Genomic DNA, 21,781 nt, shown 5'->3' with positions numbered 1-21,781 from the left:
GCATGCGCTTTGCTTTCTTCGGGGATGTCGTCGGCCGCGCCGGCCGCGAGGGCCTCGCCGACCACCTGCCCCACCTGCGCCGCGCGCTGGGCCTGGAGTTCGTGATCATCAACGCCGAGAACGCGGCGGCCGGCTTCGGGATCACCGAGAGCACGGCGCGCGAGCTGTTCGACGCCGGCGCCGACTGCCTCACCCTGGGCAACCACTCCTGGGACCAGAAGGAAGCGCTGACCTACATCGTGCGCGAGCCGCGGCTGATCCGGCCGCTCAACTATCCGGTCCTGGCCGACGCGCCGGGCCGCGGCGCCAACCTGTTCGAGACCCAGACCGGCAAGCGGATCGTGGTGATCAACCTGCTGGGCCGCGTGCACATGGACTCGCTGGACGATCCATTCGCCGCCGTCGACCGCGAACTGGAGAAGGCGCCGCTGGGCATGGTCTCCGACGCGGTGGTGGTCGACATGCACGCCGAGGCGACCTCCGAGAAGATGGCCATGGGCCACTTCTGCGACGGCCGCGCCAGCCTGGTGGTGGGCACCCACACCCATGTGCCGACCGCCGACTGCCAGATCCTCAACGGCGGCACCGCCTACCAGACCGACGCCGGGGCCTGCGCCGACTATGACAGCGTCATCGGCAACCAGAAGGAAGAGCCGCTGCGCCGCTTCACCACCCGCATCTCCGGGGGGCGCTACAAGCCCGCCGAGGGGCCGGCGACGGTCTGCGGGGTGTTCGTCGAGACCGACGATGCGACCGGCCTGGCCCGCCGCGTGGAGCCCATCCGCATCGGCGGCCGGCTCAGCCAGCAGGTCCCGCAGGTGGACCTGGCCAGCGCTTAGCCTTCGTTGTCATCCCGGTTTGCGCAGCAAGACCGGGACCCATTCGCGCCTGGGTTCGGGGACTTGGCGAGGTCTTGCCGCACCCTGATCCATCCGGTGTTCCCGGACAGCCGCTGCGAGGCTTGCAGCCGGACGATCAACGCGCCAGGCGCGGCCGCAGGGCCTCCAGGGTCAGCTTGCCGTCCTGGTCGGTGTCGAGGATCTCGAACCGCCGCCGCGCGGCCTTGGCCCATTCCTCGCTGCTGACCCGCTGGTTGAGGTCGGCGTCGGCCCCGCGCACCGGCTGGGCCTCGTTGATCAGCGAGAAGCGGGCCGCCCCGACGCGCGGCTCGCGCTTGTCGGTCTTGCGGACCATGGGGCGCTTGCCGGGCGGGCCGTCCATGTCCATGCGGGTGATCTCGGGCGCGATCCTGGTCTCGTAGAGGCTGTTCTCGTGGCCATCGACCTGGCCGTCGCCATCGGCGTCCAGCACCTTGAAGAAACGCATGGCGTCGTCGCGGAATTCGCTCAGGGTCAGCGCCCCGTCCTTGTCGGCGTCCGCCCCGGCGAACCAGGCGGCCAGGCCGTCCTCGCCGCGGAATGGCTCGCCCGCCGGGCTCAGGAACGGCCGGTGGCCGGGCGGCGGGCCGGCTGGCTGGGCGAGGGCGGGAGACGCCGCCGCGAGGGCTGCGGCGGCGATGGCGATACGAAGCATGACTGACACCCTTGCGCGCCGCTCCGGCGCTCAAGGGTCAAGCTGCACGCGGCGTGCGGCCAAAGCGGGGCGCGCTTGTGACCGGGCTGAAACTCAGCTTCCGGCGGCGGCCCTGCGGGTGCGTTCGGCGACGCTGATCCCGCCCGCGCCCCAGTTCTCGGGCTCGATCTCGTCGATGACCACGAAGGTCGAGGCTGGGTTCTTGTTCAGCACCTTGACCAGGAGGTCGGTGGTCCCGGCGATCAGCTCGGCCTTCTGCTCAGGCGTGGCGCCGGCGGTGATGCGGATGTTGACGTAGGGCATGGAAGCTCCTGGCGGGGTTGCGCGGGCAGACTTAAGGCCGCCCGCCCGCGATTGCAAAGCGCGGGGGCGCGCTCCATCGTCTGCTGCAGCAAAGCTCTGGAGCCTTCGATGACCCGCTTCCTCGCCCGCGTCGTGTTCGCCGCGCTCGGCCTCGCCCTCGCGGCCTATCTGCTCAAGGGGGTCGGCTACAACGGCCTCGTCGACCTGCTGCTCGCGGCCCTGCTGCTGGGGGTGCTGAACGCGATCGTGCGCCCGATCCTGTTCGTGCTGACCCTGCCGCTGACCATCGTCACCCTGGGGCTGTTCCTGCTGGTCCTGAACGCCGCGATGATCGGGCTGGTCGCCTGGATGCTGCCCGGCTTCTGGGTGCAGGGCTTCTGGTCCGGCGTCGCCGCGGCGATCATCACCGGCCTGGCCAGTTGGGCCGGCGGCGTCGTGATCGGCGACGCCAAGCGGTAAGGAGCATAGAAAAAGGGCGGAGCCTTGCGGCTCCGCCCTTCGTCTTTCGACAGGTTCGTGGACTTAGAAGTCCATGTCGCCCATGCCGCCCATGCCGCCGGGCATGCCGCCGGCCGGAGCGTTCTTCTTCGGGCTTTCGACGATCGCCGCTTCCGTGGTGATCAGCAGGCCCGACACCGAGGCGGCGTCCTGCAGAGCGGTGCGGACGACCTTGGCCGGGTCGATGACGCCGTCCTGAACCAGGTCGACGTACTGCTCGGTCTGGGCGTTGAAGCCGAAGGTCGGCGAGGTGCTTTCGAGGATCTTACCGACCACGATCGAACCTTCGACGCCGGCGTTTTCCGCGATCTGACGGATCGGGGCCTGCAGGGCGCGGCGCACGATGGCGACGCCGGCTTCCTGGTCGGCGTTGTCGCCCTTGAAGCCGTCGAGAACCTTCGAGGCCTTCAGCAGCGCGACGCCGCCGCCGGGAACGATGCCTTCTTCCACGGCCGCGCGGGTCGCGTTGAGGGCGTCGTCGACGCGGTCCTTCTTTTCCTTCACTTCGACTTCGGTGGCGCCGCCGACGCGGATGACCGCAACGCCGCCGGCCAGCTTGGCCAGACGTTCCTGCAGCTTTTCCTTGTCGTAGTCGGAGGTGGTTTCTTCGATCTGACGCTTGATCTGGCTGATGCGGCCTTCGATCGCGTCCTTGGCGCCGACGCCGTCCACGATGGTGGTGTCGTCCTTGGTGATCGAGACCTTCTTGGCGCGGCCGAGCATGTCGAGGGTGACGTTCTCGAGCTTGATGCCCAGGTCTTCGCTGATCAGCTCGCCGCCGGTCAGGATGGCGATGTCTTCCAGCATGGCCTTGCGGCGGTCGCCGAAGCCCGGCGCCTTGACGGCCGCGACCTTCAGGCCGCCGCGCAGCTTGTTGACCACCAGGGTGGCCAGGGCTTCGCCTTCGACGTCTTCAGCGATGATCAGCAGCGGGCGGCCCGACTGCACGACGGCTTCCAGCACCGGCAGCAGCGGCTGCAGCGAGGAGACCTTCTTTTCGAAGAGCAGGATCAGCGGCTCTTCCAGCTCGACTTCCATCTTGTCGGCGTTGGTGATGAAGTACGGCGACAGGTAGCCGCGGTCGAACTGCATCCCCTCGACGACGTCGAGTTCGGTTTCCAGGCTCTTGGCTTCTTCGACGGTGATGACGCCTTCGTTGCCGACCTTGGCCATGGCCTTGGCGATCATTTCACCGACTTCCAGGTCGCCGTTGGCCGAGATGGTGCCGACCTGGGCGATTTCGGAGTTGGTGGTGACCTTCTTGGAGGTCGACTTGATCTCTTCGATGACCTTGGCGACGGCCTTGTCGACGCCGCGCTTCAGATCCATCGGGTTCATGCCGGCCGCAACCGACTTCAGGCCTTCGACGACGATCGCCTGGGCCAGGACGGTGGCGGTGGTGGTGCCGTCGCCAGCCTTGTCGTTGGTCTTGGAGGCGACTTCGCGGATCAGTTGGGCGCCGAGGTTCTCGAAGCGGTCAGCCAGTTCGATTTCCTTGGCGACCGAGACGCCGTCCTTGGTCGAGCGCGGGGCGCCGAACGACTTTTCGATGACGACGTTGCGGCCCTTGGGGCCCAGGGTCACCTTCACCGCGTTGGCGAGGGTGTTGACGCCGCGCAGCATGCGGTCGCGAGCGTCGGAGGAGAAATAGACGTCTTTGGCGGCCATTTTTCTCGTCTTTCAAAAGAGGTGGATGGGGAGAAAAGCGGGCGGGGTGGTTACTCGACCACGCCCAGGACGTCGCTTTCCTTCATGATCAGCAGGTCCTGGCCGTCGATCTTGACCTCGGTGCCCGACCACTTGCCGAACAGGATGCGGTCGCCGGCCTTCACGTCGAGCGGCTGGATCTTGCCGCTGTCGTCACGGGCGCCGGGGCCGACGGCGACGACTTCGCCTTCCTGCGGCTTTTCCTTGGCGGTGTCGGGGATGATGATCCCGCCCTTGGTCTTTTCTTCTTCCTCGACGCGCTTCACGAGGACGCGGTCTCCCAGAGGACGAAACGCCATATGTATGTCTCCGTTCGGGACGGTTGAAATGCTTGCGCCGACACCCGGACGCGGCCGTTAGCAGCCGCAGCCTCTGAGTGCTAACGCAGGGCGGAGGTAGGGGCGGGGGCCAGGGGAGTCAAGCGCCACGCGCGGCGGTTTTTTATTCCGCTTGGTTACCTGCGTGCGCCGCAGATAGGGTCCGGCGGATCTTTTCCCTCCGGGGAGGGATCGAAGCAAAAGATGTTGGAGCGTGACGGACGCCGGAACTGGCCTCCCCTTTTCGGCTGTCACGCGCCCGAGGGAACACCAGGAGAGAAGTCCATCATGCGCCGCATTCTTGCGACCGCCGCGGCCTTGGCCGTCACCGCAACCGCCGCCCAGGCCGAGACCTGGACCGTCTACGCCAAGACGGCGAACGGGCTGGAGTGGTCCTACGACGCCGACTACACCTACCGCGACAACCAGACCGGCAGGATCGTGGTCATGCAGGCGGTCGGCAAGCCGGGCGCGGAGCCGCGCATGGGGCCGTCCGGTCCGGGCGAGGCCGACGGGGTGGGCTTCGTCACCGCCCTGGATTGCTCGGGCAAGACCATGATCAGCCTGGGCGGCTATTCGCCCAAGAAGCCGCTGGAGCTGTCGACCACCTGGCGCACGGGGACGCCCGGCGCGGCCAAGAGCGCCGAGGACAAGGCGCTGGTCGCCGCCGTCTGCAAGGACACCTCCGGCCTGTCGTCGAAATAGGCGGCGGGAACGGGGCGGGCTGCTGACAGGTTTTGGTCGGCCCCGCCCATAGGCTGGCGCGCAGATCCCGAGGAGGACGCGCGATGCTTGACCATATCGGACTGACGATCAGCGACTTCGCCAGGAGCCGCGCCTTCTTCGATGCGGCCCTGGCGCCGCTGGGGATCGGGGTGGTGATGGAGGTCACGCCCGAGCAGACCGGCGGCTCCAGCCATGTCGGCTACGGCTCGGACGGCAAGCCCTATTTCTGGATCGGCGACGCCGGGCCGGCGACCGGCGGCCTGCACGTCGCCTTCGCGGCGCCCGACCGGGCGCGCGTCGACGCCTTCTACGCCGCCGCCCTGGCCGCGGGCGGCCGCGACAACGGCCCGCCCGGCATCCGCGCGCACTACCATCCGAACTATTACGGCGCCTTCGTGCTCGACCCCGACGGCCACAACGTCGAAGCGGTCTGCCACCAGGGCTGACCCGCGCGCCGCGCCGCCTCAAAAAAATGTCGCGAAGGCGGTCTGGCGATACCGACCGGTCACTACCATTTCACATGCATGACGCCGATCATCAAGCTCATCCCCGCCCTGGCCATCCTGGCGCTCGCCGCGGCCCTGGTGTTCCTGAGCCTGCCCGCGCCGCTCTACGCCGCCTAAGAGGCCGTCACCGCCGACATCGCCATCGACCTGCACCCGCCGCCGGCGCAAACGGCGGGCGGGTTCGCGTGCCTGCGCCCCTCCCGCCGAAGCTGGACGCCGTAAAATTAAAACGCTTGTTTGATTTTGCCGAAATATGCGCCAAAACTAGCGGCAACGAAGATCGCAGCAGGAGAGACCCCAGATGACCCAGGCCAAGACGCAGGCTCAGTCCAGCTTCACGCTGAATCCGCAGGACGAGCTCAACGACCTGCGCATGTCCGAGAAGGCGCTGCCGCTCCTCGACCATGTGAAGCGGTTCATCAAGGAAACCGTCCAGCCGATGAGCGAGGAGTTCCATCGCCTGGGCGAGGGCAAGACCGACATCTGGAGCTACGCGCCCGGCCAGCTCGAAGTGCTGGAAGCGGCCAAGGACAAGGCCAAGGCCGAGGGCCTGTGGAACTTCTTCCTGCCCGACGCCCACACCGGCGAGGGGCTCTCCAACCTCGACTACGCCTACATCGCCGTCGAGCTGGGCAAGAACCCGATGTCGTCGGAGGTGATGAACTGCGCGGCCCCCGACACCGGCAACATGGAAGTGCTGGAGCGCGTCGGCACGCCGGAACAGAAGAAGCAATGGCTGGAGCCGCTGCTGGCCGGCAAGATCCGCTCGGCCTTCGCGATGACCGAGGTCAACGCCGCCTCGTCCGACGCCAAGAACATCAACACCCGCGCCACCCTGGTCGGCGACGAGTACGTGATCAACGGCGAGAAGCACTACATCTCCGGCGCCGGCGACCCGCGCTGCAAGATCATGATCACCATGGTCCAGACCAGCCCGGACGGTCCGCCCCACCTGCGCCAGTCGCAGATCCTGGTGCCCACCGACGCGCCCGGCGTGAAGATCCTCGGGCCGATGAACGTCTTCGGCGATCCTGACGCGCCGCACGGCCACATGCACATCGTCTTCGACAACGTGCGGGTGCCCAAGGAGAACATGCTGCTGGGCGAGGGCCGCGGCTTCGAGATCAGCCAACTGCGCCTCGGCCCGGGCCGTATCCACCACTGCATGCGGGCCATCGGCCAGGCCGAGAAGGCCCTGGACCTGCTGGTCACCCGCGGCCTGACCCGCGAGGCGTTCGGCAAGCCGATCATCCAGTTGGGCGGCAACATCGAGATCGTCAGCCGCGCCCGCATCGAGATCGAGGCCATGCGCCTGATGGTGCTCAAGGCCGCCAAGGCCATGGACGTGCTGCCGCGCGACGAGGCCCGGATCTGGATCCACATGGTCAAGGCCATGGTGCCCGAGCGGGTCTGCAAGATCATCGACCAGGCGATCCAGATGCACGGCGCCCTGGGCGTCAGCCAGAAGACCCCGCTGGCGCGGATGTACACCTCGACCCGCACCCTGCGCCTGGCCGACGGCCCGGACGAGGTGCACCACATGGTCGTGGGCCGCAACGAGGTGCGCCAGTACCGCGAAATGCCGGTCGACCCGTCGACCGCCGCGGTGTTCCGCAACTAGCGCAGCCTCTCCTCTCCAGCGAGGACGAGCAGCCCCGGCGAAAGCCGGGGCTTTTTCGTGGCGTGACGGCGGCGCTTGTTCGGGTGTAGGACAAGGTCGCTCCCCGAGCGCCGGGTCGATCGCGAGGCGATCCCCGCGCTCCAGCTCCGCCGCGGCCGGCGGACGCCGAGCAGATCGCCTTCCCCAGGGAGGCCGGCGGGCGACCCCGCAACCTCTTTCCCGCGCGCGTGTCGCGCAGCCGACCGGCGGAGTCGGGGCGCCTGTGTCCCCCTTCCGAGCCGATCGCAACCTGGAGGACGACCCATGGGCCTGATCTCGGCTCTTTTCCTGATCTGTCTGGCGTTCATCACCGCCACCCTGTCCGGCGTATTCGGCATGGCCGGGGGGCTGGTGCTGATGGGGGGCCTGGCGCTGGTGCTGCCGGTGTCGGCCGCCTTCGTGACCCACGGCGTCCTGCAACTGGTCGCCAACGGCTGGCGCGCGGTCCTGCACCGCAAGTACGCCCGCTGGGACATCGTCGGCTGGTACGCCCTGGCCTCGGCGATCGCCGGCGGGCTGGTGGCGCTGATCTCCCTCGTGCCGTCCAAGCCGGTGCTCTACCTGCTGATGGGGCTGGTGCCGTTCCTGCTCTGGCTGCCCCAGCGCTGGATCAGCCTCGACGCCGCGCGGCCGCCGCAGGCCTTCGCCTCGGGCCTGATGGTCACCGGCCTCAACCTGACCGCCGGGGTGGCCGGGCCGCTGCTCGACATCTTCTTCGTGCGCACCAGCCTGACGCGCCACGCCATCGTCGCCACCAAGGCCGCGACCCAGGTGTTCGCCCACCTGGCCAAGATCCTGGTCTATGGCGCGCCCCTGCTGACCAGCCGCCCGCAGGACCTGCCGCCCTGGTGGATGTTCGCCATCGCCATTCCGCTGTCCATGGCCGGCACCGCGGTCGGCGGCCGCATCCTCGACCGCATCACCGATGTGGACTTCAAGAGCTGGACGAAGTGGATCGTGACCGGGATCGGCGTGCTCTATCTGATCCAGGCCGCTCAACTGTTCCTGAGAGGCGCGTGATGAAGCTGGAACCCAAGGTGCTGGAGAGCCGCTTCGTGCGGCTCGAGCCGGTCGGCGAGCCGCACCGCGAGCCCCTGCAGGCGGCCTTCAACGCCGACCAGGACGTCTGGACGCGGCTCTATCCCTATTCCTGGGCCGGCGAGCACTTCGCCCCCACCTGGGCCAGGCTGATGGACGACAACGCCAGGGGCGGAACCCAGGGCTATGCGGTGCTGGCGGGCGGCGAGGTGGTCGGCCTGACCACCTTCTACGGCATCGACCCGCCCAATGCGGTGCTGGAGGTCGGCGGGACCTACTACCGGCCGGACGCACGCGGCGGGGCGGTCAACCCGGCCGCCAAGCGGCTGATGATGGGCCACGCCTTCGACAGCGGGGCGCGGCGCGTGGTCTACCGGGTCGACGCGGCCAACGCCCGCTCGCGCGCCGCGGTGCTGAAGCTGGGCGCGGCGCAGGAAGGGATCCTGCGCCAGGACCGCATCACCTGGACCGGCCGCATCCGCGACACGGTGATCTTCTCGATCCTGGCGGAGGAATGGCCGTCCGTCCGCCAGCGGCTGGACGAACGGCTGGCGGGGTTCGGCTGAGGGGCGGCGGCAAGCTCCCCCTCAAAGTCGTCATCGCCGGGCTTGTCCCGGCGACCCATAACCGCAAGCGGGAGTCTATGGGTGGCCGGGACAAGCCCGGCCATGACGAACAGGTGTCAGGCGCTGGCCGCGGTTTTCTCCGGCGCGCTGGGGAAGAATACTTCCGAGGCGTGCTCGGCGACCTCCTGGGCGGTGTAGGGGCGTCCGGGGTGGAAGCCGTCGGTCTGCATCATCTTGATCTCGCGCACGCCGCGCGAGGAGACGCCCAGCACCTTGCCGGTGTGGTCGGCCGCCAGGTCCGAGGCCATGAACAGCACCCCGGGGGCGATGTTCTCGGGCAGGGCCATGGGATCGGGTTCCTTGTCGCGGAAGCCCGGCAGGTCGGAGGTCATGCGCGTGAAGGCGCCCGGCGCCAGGCCCATGACCCGGATGCCGTACTTGCGCCCCTCGATCGAGAGCACGCGCATGAAGCCGTAGATGCCGGCCTTGGCCGCGCCGTAGTTCGACTGGCCGAAGTTGCCGTAGAGCCCCGAGGTCGAGGAGGTCATGATGATGACCCCGGGCTTGCCGTTGTCCTTCATCCACTTCCACACCGGCATGGTGCAGCAGTAGGTGCCCTTCAGGTGCACCTTCACGACCAGGTCCCAGTCCTGCTCGGAGGTGTTGGCGAAGGTCTTGTCGCGCAGGATGCCGGCGTTGCAGACCAGGATGTTGACCTGGCCGAAATTATCCAGGGCGGTCTTCAGGATGTTCTCGCCGCCCTCGATCGTCGAGACGTCGTCGGTGTTGGCCGCCGCCCGGCCGCCGGCCGCGATGATGTCGTCGACGACCTTCTGCGCCGCGCCCTTGTCCGAGCCCGAGCCGTCGCGCGGCCCGCCCAGGTCGTTGACCACGACGGCTGCGCCTTCCTTGGCGAACAGCTTGGCGTAGGCCTCGCCCAGGCCGTTGCCCGCGCCCGTGATGATGGCGACCTTGCCGCTCAGCAGACCCATAGCACTTCCTCCCAATGATCTAATTATCCGGCCATCTTCGGATGGCGGGTCTTGGGATGGCAAGAGGCCGTCTGCCCCATCCGGTGTTCATGGGGCCCGGTCTTCGGCTTGCAGCCGAAACCGGGACGGCACGGGAAGTTGGACGCCCGGGCGAACTCAGCCTTTCTTCCTGCGCCGCGCCTGGAAGAAGCCCTTGAGCAGGGCCGAACTCTCCTCGGCCAGCACCCCGCCGGTCACCGAGGGACGCCAGTGGCAGGTGGGCTGCTCGAAGAAGCGGGGGCCGTGGACCACGGCGCCGCCCTTGGGGTCCTCGGCGCCGAACACGACCCGGCCGATACGGGCGTGGCTGATCGCCCCGGCGCACATGGCGCAGGGCTCCAGCGTCACCACCAGGGTCAGGTCGGTCAGGCGATAGTTGCCGAGCCTGGCGGCGGCGGCGCGCAGGGCGACGATCTCGGCGTGGGCGGTCGGATCATGGGCGCCGATCGGCCCGTTGGCCCCGATCGCGACGATCTCGTCGGTCGCCGGATCGACGATGACGGCGCCGACCGGCGTCTCTCCGCGTGACGCGGCGTCTTGCGCCGCCGCGAGCGCGATGCGCATGGTGCGATGATCATGATCCACGACCCCCAACGAAACGATGAGACGGCCTCCGGTCAAGGAGAGCGCGTCGCAAAAGCCCTGGCGCGAGCAGGCGTAGCCTCTCGGCGAGACGTCGAGAAACTCATTGAAGAGGGCCGCGTGGCCCTGAACGGCCAGGTGCTGACCACCCCTGCGGTGAACGTCCAGCCCGACGACATCCTCACCGTCGATGGTGAAGTGGTCGACGCTGCCGAGCCCACGCGCCTGTTCCGCTATCACAAGCCGATCGACCTGCTGACCACCCACAAGGACCCGCAGGGCCGCGCGACGGTGTTCGACGCCCTGCCGCCGGGCTTGCCGCGGCTGATCTCGATCGGCCGCCTGGACATCAATTCCGAAGGCCTGCTGCTGCTGACCAACGACGGCGAGCTGGCCCGCGCCCTGGAGCAGCCCTCCAGCGGCGTCGTGCGCCGCTACCGGGTGCGCGCCCGCGGCCGGGTGTCGCAGGCCGACCTCGACAAGCTGCAGGACGGCGTGACCGTCGAGGGCGTCCGCTACGGCGCCATCGAGGCCAAGATCGACAAGGCCAAGGACGGCCCCACGGGCGCCAACGTCTGGATCACGGTGACCCTGGCCGAGGGCAAGAACCGCGAGGTGCGCAAGGTGCTGAAGTCGGTCGGCCTGGAGGTCGGGCGGCTGATCCGCATGTCCTATGGCCCGTTCGCGCTGGGCACGCTGCCGATCGGCCAGATCGAGGAGGTCGGGCCGCGGGTGATCCGCGAGCAACTGGCCGAGCACATCGCGCCGGAAAACCTGCCCACCGGCGAGCGGCCTGCGTTCAAGGCCCCCAAGGCGCCGCCCGGCGCGCATGCGGTGCACGACGGCTCCGGCCGTCGCGGCGCCGGCGCCCGCCCGGCCGCGGAGCCCAAACCCAAGCCGGCCTACAAGGAAGGCTGGGCGCGGCCGAAGGTCGAGATCAAGACAGGGGCGGTCAAGCGCCGCCGCGCGCCGCGTCCGCTGCCCGAGGGCGCCGAGCCGGCGCCGAGCGTGCCGCTGGCGCCGCCGCGCCGCAGCTCGCGCCTGACCGGCGACCGGGCCGGCGGCATCCGCACCTATTCGCCGGGCCAGCCGCTGGCCCCGCCGCCGCCCTTCCGGGCCTCCGGTCCCAAGCGCAAGCCCGGCCCCGGCGGCCGCAGCGCCGAGGGCCCGCGCAAGGGCGCGACCCTGATCGAGCGCGGCCCGCGCGCCAATGACGGCAAGCCGCCCGCCAAGCGCGGCTTCGCCGGTCCGCCGCGCGGCGAGGGGCGTCCCGAACGCGCCGACGGCCCTCGCGGCCCCCGGCCGGGCGGCAAGCCCGGGTTCGGCGGTGCAAGGTCCCGGCCCGGCGGTCCGCGCAGCGATGCGCCGCGTGGCGAGGGCCCGCGGTCCGATCGCCCGAGAACAGGCGGCGGCGGCAAGCCCGGCGGCCCCAGGCCCGGTCCCAAGGGGCCGCGCCCCGGCGGCCCGCGCGGTCCTAAGCGGGACGGCTGATGCGCATCGTCTCGGGAGAATTTCGCGGCAAGGCCATCGCCACGCCGCAGGGGGATCGTACACGCCCGACCTCGGACCGTGCGCGCCAGGCGGTGTTCAACATCCTGGAGCACGCGGCCTGGTCGCCGGGCGTGCGGGACCTGCGGGTCATCGACCTGTTCGCCGGCTCCGGCGCGCTGGGCTTCGAGGCGCTGTCGCGGGGCGCGGCCTTCTGCCTGTTCGTCGAGACCGACGAGCTGGCGCGCGGGGCGATCCGCGAGAACGTCGACGCCATGGGCCTGTTCGGGCGCACGCGGGTGCATCGCCGCGACGCCACGGACCTGGGCGTGCGGCCCGGCGCCGACGGCCCGGCCTTCGATCTGGCCTTCCTCGACCCGCCCTACGGCAAGGGCCTGGGCGAGATCGCGCTGGCCAAGCTGGCGGCCGGCGGCTGGCTGGCCGACGGCGCGGTGGTGATGTTCGAGCGCGGCGCCGACGAGCCGGACTTCGAGGTCGCCGGCTTCGAGAAGCTGGACGCACGCGACTACGGCGCCGCGCGCGTCCATTTCCTGAAGTTCGCCGGCGCCTAGAAGGCGCGGGCGACCGTGCGGTTGTCGAGCTGGCTGCGCAGGCTCTTCAGTCCCTCCTTGGTGATGCGATAGGGCTGGCTGTCGCGGCTGGCGATCAGCCGCTTCTGCTTCAGGCTCTTGAAGACCGCGAGGTTGCAGTCGGTCAGGACCCAGCCGTCGCGGGTGATGCAGTCGGCGGCGATGATGGCGCCGCGGTCGTCGCGTTCGATGATGATCCGGCCGCCTTGGGCCAGGGCGTGCAGCGTGCGTTGCTGCGGCTTTGACACGTTCAATGGAGTATCCAGCGTTCAGGCATGAAGAAACGCGCCCGGGCCAGTCTCGAAAAACGAGGGCGCGGACGTTGGGGCCTGACTGCCGATTTCAGACGAGGACGCCGGCTCGGCGGTTAGGCCCGGACCTCGAACGCAAGCTCAGACATGAAACCTCTCATTGAGCCGTACCCCGCGATCATGCCCAAGCCGCCGGGGTTCGTCCAGAGGCGCGCGCCGTCTCGCTCTATTCTGAATCTATTCTTGAAGATGTCGGCGCGTGACGAATTTATGACAAATGTGCGACGCGCCTTGTCTGTACAGTTGAATAAATATTCGGCCCGATTCACCGGTCATTAGTTGAGTTTGTCTAGAGCCCGCTTGACCAGCGGAAAGCCCAACCGATGACCGCCATCCTTCTCGACCTGATCCAGACGATCGCGCCGATCGCGCCGCAGACGCTGGGGCAGGACGTCTATGACCGCTTCCAGGCCGAGCCCGACACCCTGGCCATCGCCGTGGTCGACGACGAGGGCCGGCCCATCGGCCTGGTCGAGCGCAACGCCTTCTTCGTGGCCATGGCTGCCCACTATGGCCGCGCGCTCTACGCCCTGCGCCCGATCTCGCTGCTGATGAACGCCGCGCCGCTGATCGCCGAGGGCGACATCCCGGTGGCGGACTTCTGCGGCGACGTGCTGGCCGACCGCTCCAGCGAGGTGATGAAGGGCTTCGTGGTGGTCAGCGGCGGGCGCTACGCCGGGGTCGGCTCGACCCTGGCCCTGCTGCAGGCGACCAGCGCGGCGAACCTCGCCCACGCCGAGCAGATGACCCGCCTGGCCGAGACGCTCAACCAGGCCAAGCTGGAGGCGCAGAGCGCGCTCACCGCCAAGTCGCAGTTCCTGGCGGTGATGAGCCATGAGATCCGCACCCCGCTGAACGGCGTGCTGGCCATCGCCGACATCCTGCAGCGCAAGCTCTCCGACCCGGCCCTGAAGCCCTATGTCGCCACCATCCAGGATTCCGGCCAGACCCTGCTGCGGCTGCTGACCGACGCCCTCGACTTCAGCCGCGCCGACGCCGGGCAGTTGGAGCTGGCCGAGGACAGCCTGCATCTGACGGCCCTGCTCGACGACCTCTCGGCGCTGTGGACCGCGCGGGCCGAGCTGAAGGGGCTCGGCCTTTGCTTCCGCTATGAGGGCGCGCTCGACCAGTGGGCGCTGGGCGACGCCGTGCGCATCAAGCAGGTGTTCAACAACCTGATCGGCAACGCGCTCAAGTTCACCCGCCAGGGCGGCGTGCAGGTGACGCTGCGCGCCCGCCGCAGCGACGTGCACGTGCTGGTCGAGGGCGAGGTCCGCGACAGCGGCATGGGCATTCCCGCCGACCGGCTGGCGGGCATCTTCCAGCCCTTCAGCCAGACCGAGGCCGGCGTGCGCGAGGGCGGGGCCGGCCTTGGCCTCTCCATCTGCCGCCAACTGGTCGAGCAGATGGGCGGGACCATCGAGGTGGAGAGCGGCCCGGGCGGCTCGGCCTTCCGCTTCGAGTTCCCGCTGTTCGACCTGCCGGCGCCGACCCGGGAGGAGATCGCCGCCGAGCCCGACCTCAGCCAGGGGGCGGGCGGGCTGCATGTGCTGATCGCCGACGACAACGCCACCAACCGGCTGGTGGCCGAGACCCTCTGCGGCATGTTCGGCTGCACAAGCGAGAGCGTCGAGGACGGCGAGCAGGCGGTCGCCGCCGCCGCCTCGGGCCGGTTCGACCTGGTGCTGATGGACATCAAGATGCCCAACCTCGACGGCGTGGGCGCCACCCGCCGCATCCGCGGCCTGGCCGGGGCGGCGGCCGGGGTGCCGATCCTGGCCATCACCGCCAACGCCGACCCCTGGGACGCGGCCAGCTACCTCGCCCAGGGCATGGACGGCGTGGTCGAGAAGCCGATCAAGGCCGAGCGCCTGCTGATCGCCATCAACGGCCTGTTCGAACCGGAGATGGCCGCGCACGCCGCGGCTTGACCCTCACGCCCCGTGATAGCTGCCTGTTCCTCGCCGTAACGGACAGAGGACATGATGAGCGTCTACACGGTCAGCGAGGTGGCGAAGCTTTCGGGCGTATCGGTGCGCACACTGCACCACTACGACGAGATCGGCCTGCTCAAGCCTGCGTTGGTGGGCGAGAACGGCTATCGCTACTACGGCGCGGCGGAGTTGCTGCGGCTGCAGCAGGTGTTGTTCCATCGCGAACTGGGGCTTCGGCTGGAGGATATCCGCCGCGCCCTGGACGCATCGGACTTCGATCTGAAGGCGGCCTTGCGATCCCATCGCGCCGTGCTGGCGGCCAAGACCCGGCGCTACCGCGCCTTGATGAAGACGCTCGATCAGACCCTCGCCGCTCTCGAAGGAGATACGGAGATGGATGAGAAGCAGATGTATCGCGGCTTTCCGCCGGAGAAGCAGGCGCAATACGAGACTTGGCTGGAAGATCGCTTCGGCCCGGCCGCGCGGCCGGAGATCGACGCGTCCAAGGCGCGGATGGCGGCGATGAGCCCGAGCGACTATGCGGGCTTCCTCGCCGAACTCGAGGCGACCGAGGCGGGGCTCGCGCGGGCGATGGCCGACGGGTTGCCCGCGAATGGCGAGGCGGTTGGCGATCTGGTCGCACGCCATCACGCCTGGGTGGCCGGAGGCTGGACGCGCTCTCCGGACGGCGGCGCCTATCGGGTGCTGGCGGACATGTATCGCGACCATCCCGACTTTCGGGCTCGGTACGAAGCTCGTGCGGCCGGGTTCACCGACTATCTGGTCGCGGCCATGTACGCTTTTGCGGAGTCGCGATTGAGCTGAGTTGCGTGCGGGTCCGGCTTGGGCGAGGGTCCAGGCCGGATGCGGCGCGGAGGCGTGGATGGCGGGCTACAAGGCTCGGCTTCAGAAGGATGTCGACGAGTGGATCGCCGCCGGACTGGTGCCGGCGCAGAACCGCCAGGCGATCCTGGACCGGGTGTCCGACGGGCGGCGGATCGACGCCTCGGCCGCCCTGGCGGTGATCGGCGCCCTGTTGCTGGGCGCCGCCGCCGTCGCCTTCGTCGCGGCCAACTGGGGGGCGATCCCGCGCCTGCCGCGTTTTGGGCTGATCGTCGGCCTGTTCCTGGCCGTGGCGGGCGGCGCGGCCTGGGCCGCGCGGGCGCAGCGGCCGCTGTTGACCAACACCCTGCTGGCGGTGGCGGCCCTGATCTACGCTGCGGCCATCGGCCTGACCGGCCAGATCTTCGACATCGCCGGCGACCCGCAGACGGCGCTGCGCAGCGCCGGCCTGGCGGCGGCGCTGCTGGCCCTGGCCGGGCGTTCCAGCGGCGCGGGCGTCGTGGCCCTGGCGCTGCTGGGCTTCGGCGAATTCGCGGGCCGGTTCGACGGCGGCTCCTCGCGCTGGCTGATCTTCGCCGCGCCGGTCGGCATGGCCCTGGCCTGGCTGTGGAACTCCAAGCCGCTGGCCCACGCCGCCAGCCTGGCGCTCATCGTCGGCCTGCTGGCGGTGATCTCGCTCTACGAACGCTGGGGCTCGTCCAGCCTGCTGGCCGCCGCCGCGGTGCTGGCGGGGCTGGCCGCCCTGGCGCGGCAGTCGTCGGACCGCCGCACGGCGGTGATCCACCTGCTGTGGTTCGCCTGGGGCGCCCTGGCCTTCTACGGCGTCGCCGGGTTCGACGAGTTCAAGGGCGGCTATCTGATCGCCCACCGCGCGGCCTGGCTGCTGATCTCCGGCGGGGTGATCGCGCTGGGCATGCATGATCGCCAGGGCATGGTGACCGCCGCCGGCGTGGTCTCGATGATCGCCGCGGTCTGCGCGATCCTGTTCGACCTGGGCCTTGGCCTGATGACCGCCGCGGGCCTGTTCGCGGCCTGCGCCCTGATCGCCCTGGTGGCCGGGGGCCTCACCCGGCGGAGGGGCAAGGCATGATCCGCGCCCTGCCGATACGGATCGCGGCGGCGGCCGCCGTCCTGGCGCTGGTCCTGGTCGGGCTGGTGGTCCGCGAGAACGGCGCCCGCGCGGCGGGCCGCGAGGTGCTGCTGCCGATGGAAGCGGTCGATCCGCGCGACCTGCTGAGCGGCCACTATGTCGCCCTGCGGCTGTCGCAGCGGCTGCCGCTCGGCCTGCCGTGCCCCAAGGAGGCGAGCGCCTACGAGAGCGGGCGCTGGATCGGGCTCCAGCCGGCGGACGGCCATCATCGCTACGCCGGGGTCGGGGCGACCCGCCAGGCGGCCCTGGCTGGCGGCGCGGACGTGGCGGTGCGCGGCGGGGTCTATTGCTCGCGCATGGCGCTCGGAAACGCCGACGCCGACGTCGTCACCCTGGATATCGGCGTCGACCGCTTCCACGCCGACCAGGATGAGGCCCAGGCCATCGACAAGGCGCTCGCCCAGCGCCGCCCCGGCGAGGCCCCGTCGGCGTTCGCGGTGGTCTCGGTCGGCCAGGACGGCCGCGCGCGGCTGAAGGGCGTGATCGTCGGCGGCAAGCGAACTGACCTGACGTGGTGGTGACGACTTCTTCCTCCCCTGTTGCGGAGCAACGGGGGAGGGCGATCGAATATGAATCTTCTCCATGGTTCGTCATGGCCGGGCCGGCAGGTCCCGGCCATCCATAGACGCCGAGCCTTGCCGAAAGTCGCCGGCGCGCATGGATTCCCGGCATGCCTACACGGCCGGGGATGATGGAGGCGGGGCGAGGCGACAGCGCCATCTGCGATCAGGAAGTCGTCAGCGCCGCCCGAACAGCCGCTCGATGTCGGCCAGCTTCAGCTCCACATAGGTCGGGCGGCCGTGGTTGCATTGGCCCGAATGGGGCGTGGCCTCCATCTGGCGCAGCAGGGCGTTCATTTCGGGCGCGGTCAGGCGCCGGCCGGCGCGGACCGAGCCGTGGCAGGCCATGGTGCCGCAGACCTCGGCCAGCCGCTCCTTGAGGGCCAGGGCCTGGCCGTTCTCGGATAGGTCGTCGGCGATGTCGCGGATCAGGCCGGCGACGTCGGTCTCGCCCAGCAGGGCCGGGGTCTCGCGCACCAGCACCGCGCCCGGACCGAACGACTCGACCACCAGCCCCATGGCCTCCAGTTCGCCGGCGCGGGCGACGACGCGTTCGGCCTCGGCGGGATCGAGCTCGACCACCTCGGGCAGCAGCAGCACCTGGCGCGAGACGCCGCCGCCCTCCATCTGCACCTTCATCTGCTCGTAGACGAGGCGCTCGTGGGCGGCGTGCTGGTCGACGATGACCACGCCGTCGCGGGTCTGGGCGACGATATAGGTCTCGTGCACCTGGGCGCGGGCCGCGCCCAGCGGGAAGTCGACCGGATCGAAGACCACGGTCGGGGCCGGGGCCTCGTGCAGGCCCGGCGCGTAGCCCTGCGGCTCGGGCGTCCAGTCCGGCGCCGGCTCGGCGCGGGCCGAGACCTCGGTCAGGCCGGGCAGGTTCTGGGTCGCCGCGGCGATGGCGGGGGCCCAGCCGCCGGCCTGCCAGGCCGAAAAGCCCTGGGCCGAAGGCTGCGGCGGCGGATAGTTCGGCTGCGGCGACCAGCCGGGCCGCAGGTTGGCCAGGGTGTCGCTGGCGACGGTGGTGGCGGCGCGGTGGCCGGCTCCGGCCAGGGCGTGGCGCAGGCCCCCGACGATCAGGCCGCGGACCAGGGCCGGGTCGCGGAACCGCACCTCGGCCTTGGCGGGATGGACGTTGACGTCGACCAGCGAGGGATCGAGGTCGAGATAGAGCGCCACCAGCGGATGGCGGTCGCGGGCCAGGAAGTCGGCATAGGCCCCGCGCAGCGCGCCCTGCAGCAGGCGGTCGCGCACCGGGCGGCCGTTCACGAACAGGTACTGGTGGGCGCTGTTGCCGCGGTTGAAGGTCGGCAGGCCGGCGAAGCCGGTCAGCCGCACGCCCTCGCGCTCGTGGTTGATCTCCAGGGCGTTCTCGGAGAACTCGCGGCCCATGATCGAGGACAGCCGCGCCAGGCGGCCTTCCGGCCCGGCGCTCTCGGCCGGCAGGCGCAGGGTGCGGCGGCCGTCCAGGTCGAGCGCGAAGGACACCGCCTCGTGGGCCATGGCCTGGCGCTTGATCTCGTCGGCGATGGCCAACGCTTCCGAGCGCTCGGACTTCATGAACTTCAGCCGCGCGGGCGTGGCGTAGAACAGGTCGCGGACCTCGACCCGCGCCCCGTGCGGCCCGGGAAAGCCCGAGGGCGTCACCGCGCCGACGCTGCCGCCCTCGACCAGGATGGCGTGGGCGTCGGCCAGGCCCTTGGCGCGCGAAGAGATCGACAGCCGCGCCACCGAGCCGATCGAGGGCAGCGCCTCGCCCCGGAAGCCCAGGGTGTGGATGTGCAGCAGGTCGTAGTCGCCGGCGTCGTCGGGGGCGAGCTTGGAGGTGGCGTGCCGCTCGATGGCCAGGGCCAGCTCGTCGGCCGACAGGCCGCAGCCGTCGTCGGCCACCAGGATGCGGGTCAGCCCGCCGCCGTCGGCCTGCGCCTCGATGGAACGCGAACCGGCGTCCAGGGCGTTCTCCACCAGTTCCTTGATGGCGCTGGCGGGGCGCTCGACCACCTCGCCGGCGGCGATGCGGTTCACGGTTTCGGGCGGAAGGCGGCGGATGGGCATGGTCACGCTTCGGTTAGACGGTCACTATATGGCGATTCCGGGGGGCAAGTCTGGAAGGTGGTCCGTGAAACCTGTCCTCGGCGTGGCGCTCGCCGCCGTGCTCCTCGCCTCGGCGGCCTCCGCCCAGGTCCCGCTGACCCCCAGCGCTTCGCTGCCGGCCGGCGTCGTCGATCCCAACGAGACCCTGGTCGAGGAACTGGTCGTCACCGCCCGGCTGCCCGGGCCGGCCTGGTGGCGGGTCTCGGACGGCGATTCGATTGTCTATGTGCTGGGCGCGCCGACCGTGGCCCCCAAGCGCCAGCAATGGGATCAGTTGCAGTTCAACCGCCGCCTGGACGGCGCCAATGCGGTGATCCTGCCGTTCACGGGCCTGAAGGTGAAGCTGGCCGGCGCCCCGGGCGCGGCGATCAGCTATCTGCGCCTGAAGTCCGGCAAGCCGTTCGAGGATAGCCTCGCCCCGGCCGAACGCGAACGGTTCGCCGCCGTGCGGGCCAGGCTCGGCCAGCCCGCCGACCATTACAAGACCAGGCATCCGCTGGCCGCCGCCCTGATCCTCACCGACGACTATCGCGAGAAGGAAGGGCTGACGACCGCCGACCCGACCAAGCTGATCAAGCTGCTGGCCCAGCGCGGCGGGGTGAAGATCGTGCAGCGCTCCTATGACCTGGGGCCGCTGCTGGGGGCGGTCACCCGCACCTCGGACGCGGCCGGCGAGGCCTGCCTGGACGAGGTGATGGGCGAGATCGAGGCCGGGCCGGGCCGCACCCTGGCGGCCTCGCGGGCCTGGGCCGACGGCGACGTGGCCGGGGCGCTGGGGGCCGAGCGCAGCTACGAGCGCTGCATCGCCGTCACGCCCGGGGCCCAGGCCTTCGACGCCCGCGTGAAGGGCGACCTGGCCCGGGACATCGAGGCGGCCCTGAAGACGCCAGGGCACGCCATCGCCGTGGCGCCCCTGCGCACCCTGCTCGCCCAGGGCGGCGTGCTCGACCAGCTCCGCGCCAAGGGCTACGAGGTGAAGACGCCTGGAGATGCGGAGGGATAGATTTTAGATCCTCCCCTCTTGGGGGAGGTGGATCGGCGCAGAGCGCCGAGACGGAGGGGGACTGCTCTCGAAAGCAGAGGCGTCAAAGTCCCCCTCAGTCCGCCATGCGGCGGACAGCTCCCCCAGAGGGGGAGCATCTAGATTTGTCGCCTACAGGCCCGGCAGCTTGATGCGGGTCTGTTTCTCGCGGGAGATGACCACGGGGGCGCCGCCGGTCAGGCCCTTGATCTTGGCTTCCTCGGCGGCCGGATCGACCGGAGCTGGGACATTGTCGCCGGCTGCGGCGAGCACGGCTTCGCTGGTCGCCGGCTGGCCGGGCTTCCAGAACATGACCTTGTCGGCGAACGACTTGTCCTTGTGGGCCAGGGCGCCGGTCTCGTCGTCGACCACATAGCGGATCAGCGGGTCGGCCTTGTCGGCGCCGGCCTTGGCGACCAGCAGCTTCTCGCCGTCCGAGCGGGCCTGGGCCTCGCGCGCGCCGAGCAGGGCGTTGCGCGCGGCGCTTTCCGGCTGCAGCTCCTGGGGCCGCGGCTCGCCGGGCGCCGGCGGGCGCAGGGCGTATTCCGGCGGCACCACCAGCGGGGCCTTGGACACCACGCGGAACTCGTCAGGAGTGACCTTGGTCATGCCCAGGGCGTTGCGGGTGGAATTGCAGCCTGCGAGGCCAAGGCCGGTCGCCGCGACGAGGGCGGACGCGACGAGCACACGGTTCAGACGCATCAACTTTGAGTCTCCGAAAGCCGCCCCCCGGCGGTGAAGGGTGGGTAAATAGCGCATACGGGCATACCCGCCAACGCGATTAAGCAGCCGATTCCTTACGCAGGGAATCAAGCAACAAGAAGACGACCCCGACAGTGATGGCGCTGTCGGCGACGTTGAACACCCACGGGAAGAACCCGAGGCGTTGGAAATCCAGGAAATCGACCACCGCGCCGAAGCGGATGCGGTCGATGGCGTTGCCGATGGCGCCGCCGATCACCAGGCCCAGCCCGACGCTCAGCAGCGGCCGCTGGGCCTTGCGCACCCAGATCGTCAGGGCGATGGCCACCCCGATCGAGAAGATGGTCAGCAGCCAGCGCACCAGGTCGGCGTCGGCGCGGAACAGGCCGAAGCTGACCCCGCGGTTCCAGACCATGGTCAGCGAGAACGGTCCGGCGATCGGCGTCGAGAACCGCGCCGGCAGGTCGTAGACGTAGAGGATCCAGTACTTGGCGAGCTGGTCGGCGACGATCACGAAGGCGGCCAGGCCATAGGCCGCCCAGCCGAGTTTGGAGATGGACTTCAAGATGGCTCCCATTTTCCGGCCGCCCCGCTGGAGCGACCGGAACTGTGGTTTAT

The 21,781-nt window shown here is 69.9% G+C and carries 24 protein-coding genes; 14 read left to right on the top strand and 10 right to left on the bottom strand.

Features of this window, described 5'->3' with window-relative positions:
* Positions 1-2 precede the first annotated feature (2 nt).
* Positions 3-839 carry a TIGR00282 family metallophosphoesterase gene (locus RTL41_RS02115; protein ID WP_312160843.1) on the top strand — a complete coding sequence of 279 codons (837 nt, stop codon included), beginning with the start codon at positions 3-5 and terminating at the stop codon, positions 837-839.
* 136 nt (positions 840-975) lie between these two features.
* On the opposite strand, the gene RTL41_RS02110 is transcribed toward RTL41_RS02115, so the two are convergent.
* A complete protein-coding gene (locus tag RTL41_RS02110; protein WP_312160841.1) occupies positions 976-1,533 on the bottom strand; it encodes a hypothetical protein in 558 nt (185 codons plus the stop codon).
* A gap of 93 nt (positions 1,534-1,626) precedes the next feature.
* Entirely contained in the window at positions 1,627-1,836 is a 210-nt protein-coding gene (locus tag RTL41_RS02105) for a 4-oxalocrotonate tautomerase family protein (RefSeq protein ID WP_312160838.1), read from the bottom strand.
* 108 nt (positions 1,837-1,944) lie between these two features.
* On the opposite strand from RTL41_RS02105, the gene RTL41_RS02100 reads away from it, so the two are divergent.
* Positions 1,945-2,295, top strand: a complete 351-nt coding sequence (locus tag RTL41_RS02100) for a phage holin family protein (RefSeq protein ID WP_312160836.1) — start codon at positions 1,945-1,947, stop codon at positions 2,293-2,295.
* A 63-nt stretch (positions 2,296-2,358) separates the two neighbouring features.
* Here RTL41_RS02100 and groL read toward each other — a convergent pair whose 3' ends face one another.
* On the bottom strand, positions 2,359-4,002 hold the full coding sequence (gene groL, locus RTL41_RS02095) for a chaperonin GroEL (protein WP_312160835.1): 1,644 nt from the start codon (positions 4,000-4,002) through the stop codon (positions 2,359-2,361).
* 50 nt (positions 4,003-4,052) lie between these two features.
* Complete coding sequence (gene groES, locus RTL41_RS02090) at positions 4,053-4,340, bottom strand: co-chaperone GroES (protein WP_312160833.1); 288 nt, start codon at positions 4,338-4,340, stop codon at positions 4,053-4,055.
* Between the two features lie 306 nt (positions 4,341-4,646).
* Here groES and RTL41_RS02085 point away from each other — a divergent pair, with 306 nt between their 5' ends.
* From RTL41_RS02085 to RTL41_RS02065, 5 genes are all read left to right on the top strand, one after another.
* Positions 4,647-5,063, top strand: coding sequence for a hypothetical protein (locus tag RTL41_RS02085; protein ID WP_312160831.1), 417 nt, complete (start codon positions 4,647-4,649; stop codon positions 5,061-5,063).
* A gap of 83 nt (positions 5,064-5,146) precedes the next feature.
* Positions 5,147-5,530: a VOC family protein gene (locus tag RTL41_RS02080; RefSeq protein WP_312160830.1), complete on the top strand. Its 384-nt coding sequence runs from the start codon at positions 5,147-5,149 to the stop codon at positions 5,528-5,530.
* Positions 5,531-5,891: 361 nt separating this feature from the next.
* Positions 5,892-7,211, top strand: coding sequence for an acyl-CoA dehydrogenase family protein (locus tag RTL41_RS02075; RefSeq protein ID WP_312160829.1), 1,320 nt, complete (start codon positions 5,892-5,894; stop codon positions 7,209-7,211).
* A gap of 303 nt (positions 7,212-7,514) precedes the next feature.
* Positions 7,515-8,270: a sulfite exporter TauE/SafE family protein gene (locus RTL41_RS02070; protein ID WP_312160827.1), complete on the top strand. Its 756-nt coding sequence runs from the start codon at positions 7,515-7,517 to the stop codon at positions 8,268-8,270.
* Positions 8,270-8,854 (top strand): GNAT family protein, encoded by a 585-nt coding sequence (locus RTL41_RS02065; RefSeq protein ID WP_312160826.1) that lies wholly within the window; start codon positions 8,270-8,272, stop codon positions 8,852-8,854. Before RTL41_RS02070 ends, RTL41_RS02065 begins: the two co-directional genes overlap by 1 nt.
* A gap of 116 nt (positions 8,855-8,970) precedes the next feature.
* Here the strand turns inward: RTL41_RS02065 and RTL41_RS02060 are convergent, their stop codons facing one another.
* Together RTL41_RS02060 and tadA are read right to left on the bottom strand one after the other, a co-directional pair.
* The gene (locus RTL41_RS02060; protein ID WP_312160825.1) at positions 8,971-9,846 is read right to left on the bottom strand and encodes an SDR family NAD(P)-dependent oxidoreductase; all 876 of its coding nucleotides are present in this window, start codon (positions 9,844-9,846) and stop codon (positions 8,971-8,973) included.
* Between the two features lie 156 nt (positions 9,847-10,002).
* Complete coding sequence (gene tadA / locus RTL41_RS02055) at positions 10,003-10,449, bottom strand: tRNA adenosine(34) deaminase TadA (RefSeq protein WP_312160823.1); 447 nt, start codon at positions 10,447-10,449, stop codon at positions 10,003-10,005.
* Positions 10,450-10,455: 6 nt separating this feature from the next.
* On the opposite strand from tadA, the gene RTL41_RS02050 reads away from it, so the two are divergent.
* Entirely contained in the window at positions 10,456-11,958 is a 1,503-nt protein-coding gene (locus tag RTL41_RS02050; RefSeq protein WP_312160821.1) for a pseudouridine synthase, read from the top strand.
* On the top strand, positions 11,958-12,527 hold the full coding sequence (gene rsmD / locus RTL41_RS02045; protein ID WP_312160819.1) for a 16S rRNA (guanine(966)-N(2))-methyltransferase RsmD: 570 nt from the start codon (positions 11,958-11,960) through the stop codon (positions 12,525-12,527). The genes RTL41_RS02050 and rsmD overlap by 1 nt, the downstream gene beginning before the upstream one ends.
* Here the strand turns inward: rsmD and RTL41_RS02040 are convergent.
* Entirely contained in the window at positions 12,524-12,799 is a 276-nt protein-coding gene (locus RTL41_RS02040) for a YjhX family toxin (protein ID WP_312160817.1), read from the bottom strand. The genes rsmD and RTL41_RS02040 overlap by 4 nt on opposite strands.
* 380 nt (positions 12,800-13,179) lie before the next feature.
* Here RTL41_RS02040 and RTL41_RS02035 point away from each other — a divergent pair, with 380 nt between their 5' ends.
* From RTL41_RS02035 to RTL41_RS02020, 4 genes are read left to right on the top strand one after another with little or no spacing between them, the layout of a single operon-like run.
* Positions 13,180-14,787, top strand: a complete 1,608-nt coding sequence (locus RTL41_RS02035; RefSeq protein WP_312160815.1) for an ATP-binding protein — start codon at positions 13,180-13,182, stop codon at positions 14,785-14,787.
* Between the two features lie 54 nt (positions 14,788-14,841).
* Positions 14,842-15,615, top strand: coding sequence for a MerR family transcriptional regulator (locus RTL41_RS02030; protein WP_312160813.1), 774 nt, complete (start codon positions 14,842-14,844; stop codon positions 15,613-15,615).
* A 58-nt stretch (positions 15,616-15,673) separates the two neighbouring features.
* Positions 15,674-16,723, top strand: a complete 1,050-nt coding sequence (locus RTL41_RS02025) for a DUF2157 domain-containing protein (RefSeq protein WP_312160812.1) — start codon at positions 15,674-15,676, stop codon at positions 16,721-16,723.
* Positions 16,720-17,304, top strand: coding sequence for a GDYXXLXY domain-containing protein (locus RTL41_RS02020; protein ID WP_312160811.1), 585 nt, complete (start codon positions 16,720-16,722; stop codon positions 17,302-17,304). The genes RTL41_RS02025 and RTL41_RS02020 overlap by 4 nt, the downstream gene beginning before the upstream one ends.
* A 216-nt stretch (positions 17,305-17,520) precedes the next feature.
* On the opposite strand, the gene mutL is transcribed toward RTL41_RS02020, so the two are convergent.
* Entirely contained in the window at positions 17,521-19,401 is a 1,881-nt protein-coding gene (gene mutL, locus RTL41_RS02015) for a DNA mismatch repair endonuclease MutL (RefSeq protein WP_312160810.1), read from the bottom strand.
* A 64-nt stretch (positions 19,402-19,465) separates the two neighbouring features.
* Between mutL and RTL41_RS02010 the strand changes: the two genes are divergently transcribed.
* Positions 19,466-20,443, top strand: a complete 978-nt coding sequence (locus RTL41_RS02010) for a TraB/GumN family protein (protein WP_312160809.1) — start codon at positions 19,466-19,468, stop codon at positions 20,441-20,443.
* A gap of 150 nt (positions 20,444-20,593) precedes the next feature.
* Here RTL41_RS02010 and RTL41_RS02005 read toward each other — a convergent pair whose 3' ends face one another.
* Together RTL41_RS02005 and lspA are read right to left on the bottom strand one after the other, a co-directional pair.
* Positions 20,594-21,163, bottom strand: a complete 570-nt coding sequence (locus RTL41_RS02005; protein ID WP_312160808.1) for a DUF3035 domain-containing protein — start codon at positions 21,161-21,163, stop codon at positions 20,594-20,596.
* A gap of 79 nt (positions 21,164-21,242) precedes the next feature.
* Positions 21,243-21,740, bottom strand: coding sequence for a signal peptidase II (gene lspA / locus RTL41_RS02000; RefSeq protein WP_312160807.1), 498 nt, complete (start codon positions 21,738-21,740; stop codon positions 21,243-21,245).
* Between the last annotated feature and the right edge of the window lie 41 nt (positions 21,741-21,781).

The sequence above is a fragment of the Phenylobacterium sp. genome (genome assembly GCF_031984885.1).
Lineage (GTDB): Bacteria > Pseudomonadota > Alphaproteobacteria > Caulobacterales > Caulobacteraceae > Phenylobacterium.
This window is presented reverse-complemented; position numbering and strand designations above follow the sequence as displayed.